General features: G+C 45.5%; 15 protein-coding genes. All 15 read left to right on the top strand.

The window, feature by feature from the left end; translation table 11 throughout:
* Positions 1-31 precede the first annotated feature (31 nt).
* The 15 genes from HYN48_RS00345 (at position 32) to HYN48_RS00275 (ending at position 15,517) form a co-directional block, all read left to right on the top strand.
* Positions 32-553 carry a winged helix-turn-helix domain-containing protein gene (locus HYN48_RS00345; RefSeq protein WP_108369246.1) on the top strand — a complete coding sequence of 174 codons (522 nt, stop codon included), beginning with the start codon at positions 32-34 and terminating at the stop codon, positions 551-553.
* Entirely contained in the window at positions 553-1,023 is a 471-nt protein-coding gene (locus tag HYN48_RS00340) for a UpxY family transcription antiterminator (RefSeq protein WP_108369245.1), read from the top strand. The genes HYN48_RS00345 and HYN48_RS00340 overlap by 1 nt, the downstream gene beginning before the upstream one ends.
* Before the next feature lie 83 nt (positions 1,024-1,106).
* Positions 1,107-2,162 (top strand): dTDP-glucose 4,6-dehydratase, encoded by a 1,056-nt coding sequence (rfbB, locus tag HYN48_RS00335; RefSeq protein WP_108369244.1) that lies wholly within the window; start codon positions 1,107-1,109, stop codon positions 2,160-2,162.
* A 32-nt stretch (positions 2,163-2,194) separates the two neighbouring features.
* Positions 2,195-3,208, top strand: a complete 1,014-nt coding sequence (gene pseB / locus HYN48_RS00330) for a UDP-N-acetylglucosamine 4,6-dehydratase (inverting) (RefSeq protein WP_108369243.1) — start codon at positions 2,195-2,197, stop codon at positions 3,206-3,208.
* Entirely contained in the window at positions 3,208-4,401 is a 1,194-nt protein-coding gene (gene pseC, locus HYN48_RS00325) for a UDP-4-amino-4,6-dideoxy-N-acetyl-beta-L-altrosamine transaminase (protein ID WP_245945967.1), read from the top strand. Before pseB ends, pseC begins: the two co-directional genes overlap by 1 nt.
* Positions 4,385-5,224, top strand: coding sequence for an aldo/keto reductase (locus HYN48_RS00320; protein WP_108369242.1), 840 nt, complete (start codon positions 4,385-4,387; stop codon positions 5,222-5,224). Before pseC ends, HYN48_RS00320 begins: the two co-directional genes overlap by 17 nt.
* A 1-nt stretch (position 5,225) precedes the next feature.
* Positions 5,226-5,996, top strand: coding sequence for an SDR family NAD(P)-dependent oxidoreductase (locus HYN48_RS00315; protein WP_108369241.1), 771 nt, complete (start codon positions 5,226-5,228; stop codon positions 5,994-5,996).
* A 23-nt stretch (positions 5,997-6,019) separates the two neighbouring features.
* Positions 6,020-7,804, top strand: a complete 1,785-nt coding sequence (locus HYN48_RS00310) for a cytidylyltransferase domain-containing protein (RefSeq protein WP_108369240.1) — start codon at positions 6,020-6,022, stop codon at positions 7,802-7,804.
* A gap of 6 nt (positions 7,805-7,810) precedes the next feature.
* Positions 7,811-8,257, top strand: a complete 447-nt coding sequence (locus HYN48_RS00305) for a NanQ anomerase/TabA/YiaL family protein (RefSeq protein WP_108369239.1) — start codon at positions 7,811-7,813, stop codon at positions 8,255-8,257.
* A gap of 2 nt (positions 8,258-8,259) precedes the next feature.
* Positions 8,260-9,219 carry a UDP-2,4-diacetamido-2,4,6-trideoxy-beta-L-altropyranose hydrolase gene (pseG, locus tag HYN48_RS00300; protein WP_108369238.1) on the top strand — a complete coding sequence of 320 codons (960 nt, stop codon included), beginning with the start codon at positions 8,260-8,262 and terminating at the stop codon, positions 9,217-9,219.
* Positions 9,220-10,086 (top strand): methionyl-tRNA formyltransferase, encoded by an 867-nt coding sequence (locus HYN48_RS00295; RefSeq protein ID WP_108369237.1) that lies wholly within the window; start codon positions 9,220-9,222, stop codon positions 10,084-10,086.
* Positions 10,086-11,129 carry a pseudaminic acid synthase gene (gene pseI, locus HYN48_RS00290; protein ID WP_108369236.1) on the top strand — a complete coding sequence of 348 codons (1,044 nt, stop codon included), beginning with the start codon at positions 10,086-10,088 and terminating at the stop codon, positions 11,127-11,129. The genes HYN48_RS00295 and pseI overlap by 1 nt, the downstream gene beginning before the upstream one ends.
* 14 nt (positions 11,130-11,143) lie before the next feature.
* Entirely contained in the window at positions 11,144-12,448 is a 1,305-nt protein-coding gene (locus HYN48_RS00285; RefSeq protein WP_108369235.1) for a lipopolysaccharide biosynthesis protein, read from the top strand.
* Positions 12,441-13,970, top strand: a complete 1,530-nt coding sequence (locus HYN48_RS00280; RefSeq protein ID WP_108369234.1) for a hypothetical protein — start codon at positions 12,441-12,443, stop codon at positions 13,968-13,970. The genes HYN48_RS00285 and HYN48_RS00280 overlap by 8 nt, the downstream gene beginning before the upstream one ends.
* An 11-nt stretch (positions 13,971-13,981) precedes the next feature.
* Positions 13,982-15,517 carry an aldolase catalytic domain-containing protein gene (locus tag HYN48_RS00275; RefSeq protein ID WP_108369233.1) on the top strand — a complete coding sequence of 512 codons (1,536 nt, stop codon included), beginning with the start codon at positions 13,982-13,984 and terminating at the stop codon, positions 15,515-15,517.
* The last annotated feature ends 2 nt before the right edge of the window (positions 15,518-15,519 follow it).

Genomic DNA, 15,519 nt, shown 5'->3' with positions numbered 1-15,519 from the left:
AGTACTTTTGTTACTCACTTGGTTTTAACTCATGCTTGAATCACTTATTACTTCAAAGACGAGGCAACGGATATTGGTGAAATTTTTCATGAATGTCGCTACAAATGGCTATCTGCGTGGCCTCGCCGAAGAGTTGAACGAATCGACCAACGCCATCCGCAAAGAGCTCAACAACCTGCTTGAAGCCGGGTTTCTCGAGAAGGAAGCCAGCCAGAACAAGATCATTTACCGAGCGAATAAAAAACATCCTTTATTTTCCATTATCCAGAAAATCATCAGGCACCATATCGGTATCGAGGCAATGGTGGATATGATCCTGCAGCGAATGGGTGAAGTGGAGAAAGTCGTGATTATCGGGGATTATGCCAATGGCATCGACAGCGGCCGGATAGAGGTGATATTAGTAGGGCAGCAGTTGCACGCGAGTTACATCGATAAACTGGGTGTCAAGATTGAAAATGAAATAAAGCGCAAGGTCGAATTTTTCCTGATGGAAGAATATGAAGACGATAAGGGTTTGGTGATTTATGAAAACCACAAACCGAAGGAGTAATGCCGTGGTTTGTGATTTACACCCAGGCACGCAACGAAAAGAAAGTCGCCCGGCGGCTGGAGCAAATCGGGATTGAGGCGTATTGCCCGCTGTTGATTCAGGTCAGGCAATGGTCTGACAGGAAGAAGAAAGTGGAAACACCGCTGATCTCGTCCTACGTTTTTGTGAATGTGGCCGAAAATGAAAGGGAAAAGGTCTTTGAGGTGCCGGGTGTGGTGCGCTACTTATACTGGCTCGGGAAACCGGCCGTGATTCGCGAAACCGAAATGCAGGCGCTGAAAGACAGTCTCGATGAAAGCGTATCCAACGCAGAAATCACAGGACTTAAAGCCGGAAGCAGCATCAGTATCCCGCACGGCCCATTTCGGGGAAAGCAGGGTACGGTGAGCCAGGTGAACAAAAACAGTGTGAAAATCATCCTGGAAGAAATGGGGATAATGGTCACGCTCACTAAGCACGAAACGGCTTAGATTTTTAAAGATAAAACAATTGCCTTGTCAACCACAATGTGGGACTGACGGGGCGAAGCCATTAAAAAAAGTTACTGTAAAATATGGAATCTGTAAAAAAAATATTGATTACGGGCGGCGCCGGATTCATCGGCTCCCATGTCGTACGTCGTTTTGTGCAGCAATACCCGGCGTACCACATCGTAAACCTGGATGCGCTCACGTATGCGGGAAATCTTGAGAATATCAGCGATATTGAAAATAAACCCAACTATACCTTCGTAAAAGGCGACATCACCGATCCGGATTTTATCAACGCGTTGTTCGCAGACCATCATTTTGACGGCGTCATCCATCTTGCGGCCGAGTCGCACGTCGACCGCTCGATCACTGATCCGATGTCTTTCGTGAAAACCAACGTTATCGGTACGGTGAATCTGCTGCATGCCGCCAAAACCGCATGGGCAAATAACGCAGAAGGCAAACGCTTCTACCATATCAGTACCGATGAGGTGTACGGAAGCCTCGGGCAGACCGGATTGTTTACGGAGACTACGCCTTACGATCCGAATTCACCGTATTCGGCTTCGAAAGCCGGTTCAGACCATTTTGTGCGGGCTTACGGAGAAACATATGGCCTGCCTTATGTCATTACCAATTGCTCCAATAATTACGGGCCGAACCATTTCCCTGAAAAGTTCATCCCATTGCTGATCAACAATATCATTGAAAACAAAGCTTTGCCTGTGTACGGTGATGGTAAATATACGCGTGACTGGCTCTTCGTAAAAGATCATGCCGCAGCAATAGACCTCGTTTTTCATGAAGGCAAAAACCACGAAACGTACAATATCGGCGGATTCAACGAATGGCAGAACATAGACCTCGTGAAGCTACTTTGCGCCAAAATGGACGCCAAGCTGGGAAGGGAAGCAGGTGCTTCGGAAAAACTGATCACCTACGTAAAAGACCGCCCCGGTCATGACCTGCGCTATGCGATCGATGCTTCAAAAATCAACAGTGAACTCGGATGGAAGCCTTCGGTGACCTTCGAGGAAGGCCTTGAGCTGACCATTGACTGGTATCTGCAAAATGAAGCCTGGCTGAAAAATGTCACTTCGGGCGACTACAAAAATTACTACGACAAACAATACCACTGATAAACCAAATTATTAATCTTAAAATCTGCAGTATGACACTTGAAAATAAATCGATTTTAATTACCGGCGGGACAGGATCTCTTGGGAAAGCCCTCACAGCACACATTTTCAAAACCTATCCAAAAATCAAAAAACTGATCATCCTTTCAAGGGATGAACAGAAGCAATTCCAGATGGCACAGGAATTTCCGCTGAGCGAATACCCGCAAATCCGTTTCTTTTTAGGCGATGTCAGGGACCAGGAGCGATTGATAAGGGCATTCCAGGGTGTTGATATTGTCATCCATGCGGCAGCCATGAAACACGTTCACCTCGCGGAATACAATCCGGATGAATGCATTAAAACCAATATCGGTGGCGCGCAGAATGTCATTCACGCTGCGCTGCAGACCAACGTTCAGAATGTGGTGGCGCTTTCGACCGATAAAGCCTGCGCCCCCATCAACCTATACGGAGCCACTAAACTGACTTCCGACAAATTGTTCGTTGCCGCCAACAACATCAAGGGAATGAATCCAATCAAATTTTCCGTAGTGAGGTACGGGAATGTAATGGGTTCAAACGGCTCGGTAATCCCATTTTTCATGAAAAAGAGACCAGAAGGAAAACTCCCAATCACCGATCCGAACATGACGCGTTTTAACATCTCGCTTCAGGGCGGCGTCGACATGGTCATGCATGCGATGCAGCATGCGTGGGGCGGTGAGATTTTTATCCCGAAAATCCCATCGTACAAGATTACCGATGTGGCCGAGGCGGTAGCGCCTGAGTGCACTTTGGATATCGTCGGCATCCGTCCGGGAGAGAAGATCCATGAAGAGATGATTACGCCATCAGATTCATTTTACACCTACGATCTGGGGAAATATTACACCATCCTGCCGTCTATGCACGGTTGGAAACTTGAAGATTTTATCAAGGAATTCAACGCGGTGCGTGTGCCGGAAGGTTTTGCTTACAATTCGGAAACCAATACGGAGTGGGATTCGGTCGATGACCTCAGGAAACTTATCGTTGAACACGTTGACCCAAACTTTACCGCATAATGACAAAGATGAATATCCCTTACGGCCGTCAGAACATTACCGATGAAGATATCAAATCCGTCATCGAAACCCTGCAATCCGATTACCTCACACAAGGCCCGAAAATACTGGAGTTTGAGCAGGCATTTGCAAAATACGTCGGCGCAAAATATGCAGTCGCCAATGCCAATGGTACAGCAGCGTTGCACCTCTGCGCCATGGCATTGGATGTGAAAGAAGGACAGAAAGTCATCACCACGCCGATAACATTTGCAGCCTCGGCAAACTGTGTACGGTATTGCGGCGGTGAAGTCGTATTTGGGGATATTGATCCGGAGACGTACTTATTGGACATCAATTCAGTAAGAAAATTATTGGAAGCATCGCCTAAAGGCACTTACCAGGGCATCATCCCGGTAGATTTTGCCGGAAGGGCGGTCGACCTCGAAGCCTATAAAAAACTCGCCGATGAATATGGATTGTGGATTATTGAAGATGCATGCCATGCACCGGGAGGTTATTTTACCGATTCAAAAGGGCAACAGCAAAACTGCGGTAACGGGAATTTTGCTGAATTGGCCATTTTTTCGTTCCATCCCGTAAAGCACATTGCGTGTGGGGAAGGCGGAATGATCACCACGAATGACGAGGCCCTTTATAAAAAACTATTAAAGCTAAGGACCCACGGTATCGTGAAGTCTGACGATTTATATACCAATTCGATTGCCTTTGCCGGCGGCGATGACAAATATCCGCTTTGGTACATGGAAATGCAGGATTTGGGGTACAACTATCGTTTGACGGATTTCCAGGCCGCACTCGGATTGAGCCAGCTTTCGCGTGCCAATGCCGGAATCGACAGGAGAAGACAGATTGCCGCAACGTATTTCGAGGCCTTCAACGGTAAAAATTACATCCAGGGACAATCCGGCGTAGTCGAAGGACATGCTTACCATTTGTATATTATTGAAATCGAGGACCGACTCGGATTGTATAATTATTTAAGGGAACAGGGAATTTATGCCCAAATACATTACATTCCATGTCACCTGATGCCATATTACAGGCAGTTTGGATGGAAGGAAGGCGACCGTCCTTTCTCTGAAGCATACTATAAACAATGTATCAGCCTGCCGATGTATCCCACATTGAGCGAAGCACAACAGGAATTCGTTATCGCGTCGATTGATCAGTTTCATGCAGCTAAAAAGTAAAATCGGCCTCGGCACCGTCCAGTTCGGCATTCCGTATGGTGTGACAAACCATCACGGGCAGACGCCGCCGGATGAAGTAGGCAGGATTCTTGACTATGCTTCGGCGCAGTCCATCGATACACTCGACAGCGCTTCCGCGTACGGAAATGCAGAAGAAGTGCTCGGGCAGAATGACCTTTCAGGCTTTAAAATGGTGTCAAAGTTCCTCAGTGCTGAAAATTCGCAGCCAATCCGGACCCAGTTTTCCAAAACACTTGAAAACCTGAAAACGGATGCGTTGTACGGCTATCTGGCACACAGGCCGCTGGCTTTGCTCGACAATCCGTCGGAATGGGAAACTTTGCAGCGGCTTAGGTCAGAAAACAAAGTACAGAAGATAGGGTTTTCACTCAATGCAGTCAATGAGCTGGAATTGTTGCTGGACAAGAATCATATACCCGATTTGATTCAGGTGCCGTTTAACTATTTCGATAAAAGATTTGCCGCGCTGATGCAGGACTTGAAAAGTAAGGGCTGTGAAATTCATACCCGTTCCGCATTTTTGCAGGGTCTTTTTTTTGCAGATACTACAAAACTTCCCGAATTTTTTACGGAAGCCAAGCCGCACATCAGTGCACTGCAGCAGCAATTTGGCGGAAACCTTTCGGGTGCATTATTAAAATATACGCTGTCATTGCCTTATATTGACAAGGTAATTATGGGGGTTGAAAATCTCAGTCAGCTGAAAAATAATCTCTCAGGAATTGATTCGACACCCGATTTGCCTGAATTCATAAATTCAATTTCTGAAACGGTGCTTATGCCTTCAAACTGGCCAAAATAACATGGTACAAACATTTTCACTTGACGGAAAAACGGTAGTAATCACAGGAGGTTACGGATATCTTGGAAAAGCCATCACCGAAAGTTTACGCTTTCACGGTGCGACGGTGTATGTGCTGGGAAGGAACCAGGAAAGTTTTGAAAGCACCTTCGACGATAAGCAAAAGCTCTTTTTTTATCAATGTGACGTTTCTGATACTGAAAGCATTAAAAACGCTTTTGCAGAAATCAATGCGATGGCTCCGATAAACGTGCTCATCAACAATGCCTTTTTCAGTAAAGGCCAGTCACCTGAAACCATGACCGACGAGGACTGGGCCACCGGAATTGACGGCACTTTGAACAGTGTTTTCAAGTGCATCCGAGAAATCATTCCTTACTTCAAGGCATCAGGTTCAGGAAAGATCATCAATGTGTCTTCGATGTATGGCATGGTAGCGCCGCAGTTTGAGGTGTATGACGACTTTCCCCAGTTTTTAAATCCGCCGCATTATGGCGCTGCAAAAGCGGGAATCCTGCAGCTCACACGGTATTATGCAACGTACTTGGGTAAATCCAATATCAATGTAAATGCTGTAACGCCGGGTCCGTTCCCATCGGAGACCGTACAAAAAACCGAAGGGTTTATCAAAGAACTCGAAGCCAGGACCAGCCTGGGCAGGATAGGAAAACCGGAGGATCTGGCAGGCGCTTTCGTATTCCTTGCGTCTGGGGCATCAAACTTCATCACGGGACAGAACATCGTCGTTGACGGCGGCTGGACCAGCAAATAATCTGCATAAAATATATTTCATATATGGAACACACAGCATTAGGAAATCAGGTGATCATTGAAATTGCAAATACCCACGGCGGCGATATCAATTATATCACGGCCCTGATAAAGCAATTTGAAAAATTTCAGGGTTACAGCATCAAATTCCAGCCTTTACACCCCGACAAACTGGCTACGCCTAATTTCTCGGCCTATTCAATTTACCAGGAATTGCTATTTAGCCCACAGGAATGGAGCAGCCTGATAGCGCTTGCTAATGAATCCAAGAATGTGTGGCTTGATATTTTTGATGAATACGGGGTGCAGGTGCTGAAAGATAATTTTGATTCGGTTTATGGCGTCAAATTACAGGTTTCGGTGTTGTTTAACGCGGTCGTGATTAAAGAACTTTCGAAATTGAATTTATCAGGAAAGAAACTGATCCTGAACATTGCCGCGCTCGAAATGCATGAAATCGAATATTTCCTCAACAAATTTGAAGCTGGTTTAAATCCTTCAGAAATTTTACTGGAAGTAGGTTTCCAGGGCTATCCCACCCAATTGCTTGATTCGGGCATATCAAAAATCAAGGCGGTAAAAGAACGCTTCGGAAAAAAAATCGTTTTTGCAGACCACATCGACCGGGAGTCGAAATACGCCATATGGATGCCTGCGATGGCGATGGCCTCAGGTGCCGATATTATCGAAAAGCACGTGCTGCTTGACAGTATGGAAACCAAATATGATAAATACTCAAGCCTTGATATTGCGCAGTTTACAGAAATGATGGAAATCATCGCCAATTTCTCCGAACTGCACGAAGCCGGATTCATTAATGAAAGGGAGCGCACTTACCTCAGGAATTCCATCATGAAACCGATCCTGAAAGCGGATAAGGTGAAAGGACAGATGCTGTCCGTAGCGGATGATTTTGATTACAAGCGGTCCGGACTTAACGGCCTGAATTCAAAAGAAATCAGCGACAGGATTGCCGGTTTCCATATCTTAAGCACCAATAAAAATGAAGGGGAAGCGTTGCAGGCCACGGATTTTAAGAAAGCCAATATTGCAGTAATTTCTGCATGCCGATTAAAATCTTCAAGGTTAAAGCAAAAAGCGCTGCTGAATATCGGCGACCTGCCATCGGTGTCATTTTCGCTTAAGAATCTTTGCCGCTTTACCAATGTCAACCATGTTATCCTGGCCACATCGACACTTGAAACCGATGCGCCTTTGAAGGACTACACATACAGTGACGCCGTGATTTTTCACCGCGGCGATCCGGAGGATGTCATACAGAGATATCTTGATATCATCAGGGAACTCAGGATTGACGTTGTCATCCGCGTGACAGCTGACAACCCTTACCTGGACAATGAAATCTGCCAGATTTTGCTGAAATCGCATTTTGAGTCCGGCGCCGATTACACTGCGGCCCGTAACGCCAGCGTGGGGACAAACATTGAGATCATGAACGCACAGGCTTTGGAAAAAGTAAAAAGCCATTTTCCGAATGCCGATTATTCTGAATACATGACCTGGTATTTCATGAACAATCAGGAGCATTTCAAGATCAATCTGGTCGACCTGCCTGAAATTTATGTGAGGGATTACAGACTGACCCTGGATTATGATGAGGACCTGCAATTGTTCAACCAGATTCATGAAAAGCTGTCCGGTATTCCGGATTACACTTTAAAGGATGTTATCGCTTTACTGGATGCTAACCCTGAGTTGGCCCAGATCAATGCCCACATCAATCCTGCCTATATGGTCAACCAGGAATTGATTGATACTCTAAACGAAAAAACAAAAATCAAATCCTAAGCCGCTATGATAACCGGAACACTGGAAAATATAAAAGATTATCAGGGCATTTACCCTGCGATTGCTGAATTGGTGTCTTATCTGCAGCACAATTCCCTGCACGATCTGGAAACCAAAACAGCATTGGAAACGATTACATTGATTCCGCTAAAAAGCGAGAAAACGGGAGAAAATTTTGACCCGCGTGTGCTTGAAGCCCATAAGATTCAGATGGACATTCACATCACCCTTTCTGGTGTTGATGTTGTCGCATACGCAGATTTAGATAAAGAGAGCGCCATTTTTAAGGAGTACGACAAGGACGGTGACTATTTACTGGCGCATTCCGATACCATTAAGACCATCAGCGTGCCTGCGGGTTATTTCTGCATCATCCCGAACCAGTTTGCACACATGGCATTGTACGCAGGCCATCAGGATGTGAAAAAGATTGTTGTAAAGTTTAACGCTTAAATTTGAAAAAACAGGTTTTTTTCAGGGCAGACGGAAGTGCACAGACCGGGCTTGGACATTTGGTGCGATGCCTTGCATTGGCACAAATGCTTCAGGACGACTTTGACATTGAATTTGTCTGCATGGAAATCCCTGATGTCATAAAGCAGGATATCATTGCCAGAGATTTTTCAGTGCGGGAAATTGCTTCGGAAAATGATTTCATTGACATACTTCCGACCGATGCCGTTGTCATCATCGACCATTATGGACTGAACGCGGATTTCCACAAAACCGTGATTGCAAAGGATTGCAAAGTGGTATGTATCGATGACCTGCACGAAAAGGAATTTTATGCGCACCTGATTATCAATCACGCGCCCGGAATTAAAAAGGGAGATTATAAGGCGCTGCCGAATACAAAATTTGCACTTGGTCCGGATTATGCCTTGCTGCGACCGGCTTTCCTTGAGGCGGCAAAGACGTCGGGAAGAAAAAATAAAATCAAAACCATCCTCATTTGTTTCGGTGGAAGTGATTATTTAAACCTGACACGTAAGATCACTGAACTTGTAGCCGATTTAAAGAAAGAGTATCAGGTTTTTGTGGTTACCGGCGCGGCGTATGCCTTTACCGACGAGTTATCGGCTTATTGTGTGGCCTATCCTGAAATTACACATTTCAGTGCCGTAAGCGAACAGCGGATGCTCGACCTGATGAAAAAATCAGACCTCGCGATCGTACCTTCGAGCGGGATCGTTTTTGAAGCGCTCGCCGCAGGTTGTAAAGTAATGAGTTCGTGGTATGTGGATAATCAACGCGAGATATTTGACGGTTTCCGTGACTTACAGGCTATCATACCACTAGACAGTTTTGAAGACATATCGGAGGAATTGTTCCTGAATATCGACAACATCGAAACCCGGCAGGTTATCGACGGTTTATCAGGACAACGACTCAATCAGTTAATCAGTACATTGTAAATGAGAATAGGGATTTTAGCATCGGGCGGACTCGGATTAAAGGTTTTGCAGCAGTGCAGCGACCTGTTGAATCCGGTGTTTATTGCCGCCGATTCGAAGTCGGACGGCATTATCGAATTTGCCAAACAAAACCAGATTCCGTTGTTTACCGGAAATCCAAGAAACGGAAGGCTCTTGTCTTTTTTAAACGAAAATGCACTGGGCTGCGACCTGCTGTTCTCCATAAATTACCTGTTCCTGATCGAGCAGGATATTTTGGATGCCATTCCGTCCTGCATCAATTTTCACGGAAGCTTGTTGCCGAAATATCGCGGGAGGACACCGCATGTATGGGCCATCATAAACAACGAATCGGTCACGGGAATTACAGCCCACTTCATCGATGATCAATGTGACACCGGCGACATTGTATTGCAAAAGGAAATCGGGATCGGACCTGAAATGACCGGTGCCGAAGTGCTCTCCCAATATGAAGCCTATTATCCGATGATGATTCGGGAGATTTACGACAAAATACAGACCGGGAAACTCTCGGTGACGGCGCAGGACCATAGCAAAGCCACCTATTTTGGAAAAAGGACACCTGAAGATGGACAGATCGACTGGAACTGGCAGAAGGAAAGAATCAAAAACTGGGTCCGCGCACAGGCCCACCCTTACCCCGGTGCTTTTACATTCCTTGATGGGGAGAAAATCACCATTGACAAGGTTACTTTTTCCGATTTCGGATTCGATTGCAACATTGAAAATGGGACTATCTTGCAAACAAACCCTTCCGTCCTTGTCAAAACACAGAACGGTGTCATCGAGCTTACGCAAATCCGCGACAATACAGATTTTTTAAAACAAGACAAAATTTTACGATAATGAAGATCGACAACTTTGAAATCAATAAGAACAGCCCTGTTTTTATCATCGCCGAACTTTCAGCGAACCATAACGGAAGCATTGAGGTAGCCATCGAAACCATCAAGGCGGCCAAGAGGGCAGGGGCTGATGCCATCAAATTGCAGACCTACACTGCGGATACCATCACCATCGATTCAGATAAGGATGATTTCCGGCTGAAGCAGGGCACGATTTGGGACGGCAAGACATTTTACAATTTATACCAGGAAGCCTACACGCCATGGGAGTGGCACAAGCAGCTTTTTGGCGAGGCTAAGAAAGCGGGACTGGTGTGTTTTTCTTCGCCTTTTGACCCGACCGCAGTGGAATTTCTCGAAGACCTGGATGCGCCGGCGTATAAAATAGCTTCTTTTGAAATCACGGACATTCCGTTGATAGAATTGACAGCTTCAAAAGGTAAACCAATCATTATCTCTACCGGAATTGCCGAACTGGAAGACATCGATCTTGCGGTAGACGCGTGCAGGAGAATGGGTAATAACGATATTGCATTGTTGAAATGTACCTCAAGCTATCCCGCCCCGATTGGCGAAGCCAACATGGTTATGGTGAAAGACCTGGCGGAAAGGTATGGCGTCATCAGCGGCTTGTCTGACCATACGATGGGAAGCACAGTGCCTATTGTAGCCACGGTCATGGGTGCGAAAATCATCGAAAAACACTTTATACTCGACCATTCCATTGGTGGGCCTGATGCCTCATTCTCTATGGATGAAGCTGAGTTTACCGCGATGGTAAAAGCCGTCCGGGAAGCAGAATCAGCGATGGGCACCGTGGATTACCAATTGACCGACAAGCAAAAAAGCGGACGTGAGTTTTCACGGTCGTTATACGTGGTAAGCGATATGAAATCCGGGGATGTCATCACACCCGAAAATGTAAGATCGATCAGGCCTGGTTTCGGCTTGCACCCGAAGCATTACAGCGAAATCTTAGGAAAGAAAGTCAATCGCGATGTTGAAAGGGGAATCGCCTTCAGCCTGGATTTTGTTGAAGCTTAATCGCACGATATCATATGATCGGTAAGATAAAAAAAGGACTCGCACAACCCGTCGTAAAACGGATGATGGTGTATGCACTCACGGATGGGCTCAGCAAAGCGGTGCCGTTCCTGATTATGCCCATCATTGCGTTGTATCTCAAACCTGCCGAATTTGGTATCGCCAGTAATTATATGGTATATACCAACATGGTTGGCGCTTTTATCGGCTTGGGGACGCAATCTTATTTTTCTGTCGACTATTACCGCACCGATATAAAGAACCGCGCGAAGTTACTTACAAACCTCGTCGCCATCAACTTCACCATCACCGTGCTGTCGAGTATCGTGATTTTACTCACAAGCGGCTACATCAAGAATTTTTTCGTGATTGGACTTGAATTCCAGTTGTTGGGAAGCCTGATGATGTTTTTTTCCGCGTTCACCGACCTGTTCGTAATTTATCTCAGGATGGAGGAAAAGCTGAAGCAATACAGCCGCTTCCAGCTGATGACCTCGTTGTCTTCCGCGTTGCTGAGCCTCCTTTTTATCACGGTGTTCCTGATGTCATGGGAAGGTCGCGTATACGCTTTACTGCTGAGCAACCTGATTCTTTTCATCATCGCGGCCATTGCTTTTGCTAAGAAAGGCCTGTTGAAGTTTACTTATGACAAGGCGATGGTAAAAGATGCACTGAAATTTGGTATACCATTATTGCCGCACCGCCTTTCCACCTGGATCAGGAGTGGTTTTGACCGACTTGTGATTACCAAAAAGCAAGGCATTAACGCGACGGGAATTTATTCGTTCGGGTCCAATATTTCCAATGCGGTAACGCTTTTCGTGAATTCGTTTTCTGCCGCCTTTACGCCTTATGTGTACAAGCAGCTTAAGATAGGAGAGGATGAAATCGAGAAGGATTTCGGCATCAAAAAGAAAATCGTAAAGACCTGTTACCTCGCTACAGTGATTTTTGGGGTATTGCTAGTCGTTTCCTACATTCTGCTGGCGCTGTTTATACAGATCTGCTTTGATTCTTCATACAGGGATGCCATCCTTTATATGCCGTTTTTCTTTATAAGTATCTTTTTTGGTTTCATATACAATATCGTTTCGATGTTTGTCTTTTACAGCAAGAAAACCAAGTTCCTGGGCATATTTACAATGACGATCGCGATCGTGCAGGCTGCCAGTGTCATTCCGCTTGTGAACTGGTTTGGCACGATGGGTGCCGCCTATTCGCTTTTGGTCGGCAGTTTCCTCAAAGCATTCATCATCATCATTTACAGCCAGAAAGTGTATCCTATGCCGTGGCTTACAAATTCGAAATCTTATGCCTGATAGTCCGAAAAACATATTATTTTATTTTGCATGGCAATTGAATCCCGTCCATTTCGGGGTGGTCATTGAGCAGCTCGAACGCGTCATCGCAGAAAATAAAGGCGAAGGGAAAATCTTCTTCTTAAGTTGTGATGGTGTCCTGAAACCGTGCCATACGAACCGGGAAGGCGATCCTGCAAAATGTACGTTATGCCAGTTTAATAACCATACAGCCTTAAGTCAGTATAAAGACAAAATCGAGGTACTCAAAATATCAGATTACAGTAAACATTTTACTGCACCGTCATTTGAATACAATTCTGTACCGGACATTAAAAAACTAAGGTATAAGGATGTGCAGATAGGATATGGCGCTTTTTCAACCTACATATCTGCGACCAGGAATCTTGAACCGGTGATGGATGCTGAGTTCCGCGAATACTTCGACAAGATGCTCGCCAGCCAGGTCATGCTCACCGACGTGGTTTTAGATCTTATCGAACAAAAGCAAATTGGAAGCAGTTATTTCTTCAACGGCCGTACCGCCGATACCAGGCCGCTGTATGACATTTGTAAAACCAGGGGAATTCCATTCGTCTCTTTGGAATTTGCCAGAAAGAATGACCAGGAATACTTCATTAACGAATTTTTCAACTGCCTGCCGCACGATATCGATTTCAACCATGAGCGGGTTTTACGTGTTTGGGAAACCGGTCCTGAATCAGAGGCGGACAAGATAGCATTCGGAACGGCATTTTACGAAAAGCGCAAAAACGGCATTGCCGACTCCGAGAAACGGAACTACGTTGCCGGACAGGACAAGGAATTGCTGCCTGAAAACTGGGATGAATCCAAAAAAAACATTGGCATTTTCATTTCATCTGAAGATGAGTTTGCTGCGATCGGCGACATTTTTGACAAGCTCGCCGTGTTTCCCACACAGGAGGAAGGCATCAAAGCCATCCTCGGGCGATTGGGTAACGCTGAAGGGTATCACTTTTACATTCGGGTGCACCCGAACCTCAAGGCGGTGAAATATTCTTATGTAACCCGGTTGCAGGATTTTCAGGACCAATATGACAATGTGACGGTGATCGACCCGAAATCAAGGATCAGCACCTATGCTTTGATCGACCATGCAGATGTGACCCTCGCTTTTGGTTCTACCGTGGGTGCTGAAGCGGCCTATTGGGGAAAACCATCTATCATCCTTGCAGCCTGCTGGTATTACCACCTTGACATCGGTTACAAGCCTAAAAATGTTGATGAGATTGTGATGCTGCTCGGACAGGAGCTCAGCGCAAAGTCGAAACTGGACGCTATCAAGTACGGTTATTATTTGTCGGGGGCTGAGAAGTTCATGCGCCCGAATGCATTCAACCCGTTTCCAATCACCTTTATGGGAAAAAAAATAGGGCTGGGACACAAACATCTTACCATTTTAGGAAGTCCGTTGCTTTACAGATTAACACTGACCACTTATAAATCAATCCTCGGATTACGAAAAAACAAAAAATTAACGATTCCCCGCAAAGGAATGTAGCAATAAGAATTATGGCAAAAATATTAGACTGTACGCTAAGGGATGGAGGATATTATACCAACTGGGATTTCAGCACGGACATTGTAAACCGTTATTTCACGTCGTTCAACCATTTACCGGTCGAATACCTCGAAATCGGCTACCGTTCAAAACCAATGGGCAAATATCTTGGGGAATTTTTCTATTGCCCGGATTATGTTCTTGAAAATGTAAAGCAGCTTTCCAATAAAAAGCTTGTCATCATCCTTGATGAAAAGGATGTGTTGAAAGAAGATGTGGCTGAACTCCTCAGGCCGTGTTTGGGGATTATTACAATGGTCCGTATGGCCATCGACCCGAAGAATTTCAAGCGCGCCCTGGGCCTTGCGGAAGAGGTCAGGAAAATGGGCTTTGAAGTGGGCTTTAACGTAATGTATATGTCCAAATGGAGGGAGCATCCGGAATTCCTGGCACAGCTTAAGGATGTACAGGGCCTTTGCGACATTTTTTATATGGTGGATTCTTACGGCGGCGTATTTCCTGAAGATGTCCGCAATACCTACAATCTCGTTAAGGGACAGGTTGATGTGCCTATCGGATTCCATGGCCACAACAACATGGAACTGGGCTTGATCAACACCCTGACCGCCATCGAATGCGGTGCCGATATCGTTGACTCGACCATCACGGGTATGGGACGCGGTGCCGGAAATCTCAAGACAGAATTGTTATTGACGGCACTGAATGCAAAGGAAAATCTGGAAGTGGATTTCAATGCCTTAAGCCAGGTCACTGACGCTTTTGAACAGTTGCAAAAAGAATACGAATGGGGTACGAACCTGCCCTATATGGTGTCCGGAGCCAATTCGCTGCCGCAGAAAGATGTCATGGAATGGGTCAGCAAAAGATATTATTCGTTTAACAGTATCATCCGTGCGCTCCACAACCAAAAAGAGAAAAAACAGGACAACGAGCATTTGCCGAAATTCACATCGGATAAAAAATATAAAAAAGCGCTGGTCATCGGCGGTGGCCCTTCCTCACTAAAGCATCGTACCGCGTTGCATAATTTCATTGAAAACACGGATGATTTATGCCTGATTTTTGCGAGCTCCAAAAATGCCGGTTATTTTGTAGATACCGATAAGGATCAATATTTCAGCCTCGTCGGGAATGAAGGTTTCAGGCTTTCTGCGGTATTTGATAAAATCGAGAATTTCCGGGGAACCTGCATCCTTCCTCCGTTTCCAAGGAAAATGGGAACTTTTATCCCGGAAAAAATCCGTAACCACAGTTATGAACTGGAGGGTGTTTTCACCAAAATCGTCGATGATTCCCATACCGTATTGGCACTGCAAACCGCTTTCGAACTGGGCGTTGAACAATTGTATTTTGCCGGGTATGACGGTTACAGCGATGATAAAATCGGAACAAAAGAGCAGGAGCTTTTCGTTGAAAACGAAGAACTTTTCAAAGCCGCTGCTGAAAAAGGAATCACACTTCATTCCCTGACACCAACACGTTATAAAGGATTAGGAACTGATTCCGTATACGCTCACCTTACATAATT

It is taken from the genome of Flavobacterium magnum (genome assembly GCF_003055625.1).
Classification (GTDB): Bacteria; Bacteroidota; Bacteroidia; order Flavobacteriales; family Flavobacteriaceae; genus Flavobacterium; species Flavobacterium magnum.
Note: the sequence above shows the minus strand (reverse complement) of the source record. Positions and strands in the feature narration are given on the sequence as shown.

What these genes read in the sequence shown, in the direction of transcription:
- HYN48_RS00345 (WP_108369246.1), top strand. Translation starts at nt 32, where the DNA reads ATGCTTGAATCACTTATTACTTCAAAGACGAGGCAACGGATATTGGTG.
- HYN48_RS00340 (WP_108369245.1), top strand. Translation starts at nt 553, where the DNA reads ATGCCGTGGTTTGTGATTTACACCCAGGCACGCAACGAAAAGAAAGTC.
- rfbB (WP_108369244.1), top strand. Translation starts at nt 1,107, where the DNA reads ATGGAATCTGTAAAAAAAATATTGATTACGGGCGGCGCCGGATTCATC.
- pseB (WP_108369243.1), top strand. Translation starts at nt 2,195, where the DNA reads ATGACACTTGAAAATAAATCGATTTTAATTACCGGCGGGACAGGATCT.
- pseC (WP_245945967.1), top strand. Translation starts at nt 3,208, where the DNA reads ATGACAAAGATGAATATCCCTTACGGCCGTCAGAACATTACCGATGAA.
- HYN48_RS00320 (WP_108369242.1), top strand. Translation starts at nt 4,385, where the DNA reads ATGCAGCTAAAAAGTAAAATCGGCCTCGGCACCGTCCAGTTCGGCATT.
- HYN48_RS00315 (WP_108369241.1), top strand. Translation starts at nt 5,226, where the DNA reads ATGGTACAAACATTTTCACTTGACGGAAAAACGGTAGTAATCACAGGA.
- HYN48_RS00310 (WP_108369240.1), top strand. Translation starts at nt 6,020, where the DNA reads ATGGAACACACAGCATTAGGAAATCAGGTGATCATTGAAATTGCAAAT.
- HYN48_RS00305 (WP_108369239.1), top strand. Translation starts at nt 7,811, where the DNA reads ATGATAACCGGAACACTGGAAAATATAAAAGATTATCAGGGCATTTAC.
- HYN48_RS00295 (WP_108369237.1), top strand. Translation starts at nt 9,220, where the DNA reads ATGAGAATAGGGATTTTAGCATCGGGCGGACTCGGATTAAAGGTTTTG.
- pseI (WP_108369236.1), top strand. Translation starts at nt 10,086, where the DNA reads ATGAAGATCGACAACTTTGAAATCAATAAGAACAGCCCTGTTTTTATC.
- HYN48_RS00285 (WP_108369235.1), top strand. Translation starts at nt 11,144, where the DNA reads ATGATCGGTAAGATAAAAAAAGGACTCGCACAACCCGTCGTAAAACGG.
- HYN48_RS00280 (WP_108369234.1), top strand. Translation starts at nt 12,441, where the DNA reads ATGCCTGATAGTCCGAAAAACATATTATTTTATTTTGCATGGCAATTG.
- HYN48_RS00275 (WP_108369233.1), top strand. Translation starts at nt 13,982, where the DNA reads ATGGCAAAAATATTAGACTGTACGCTAAGGGATGGAGGATATTATACC.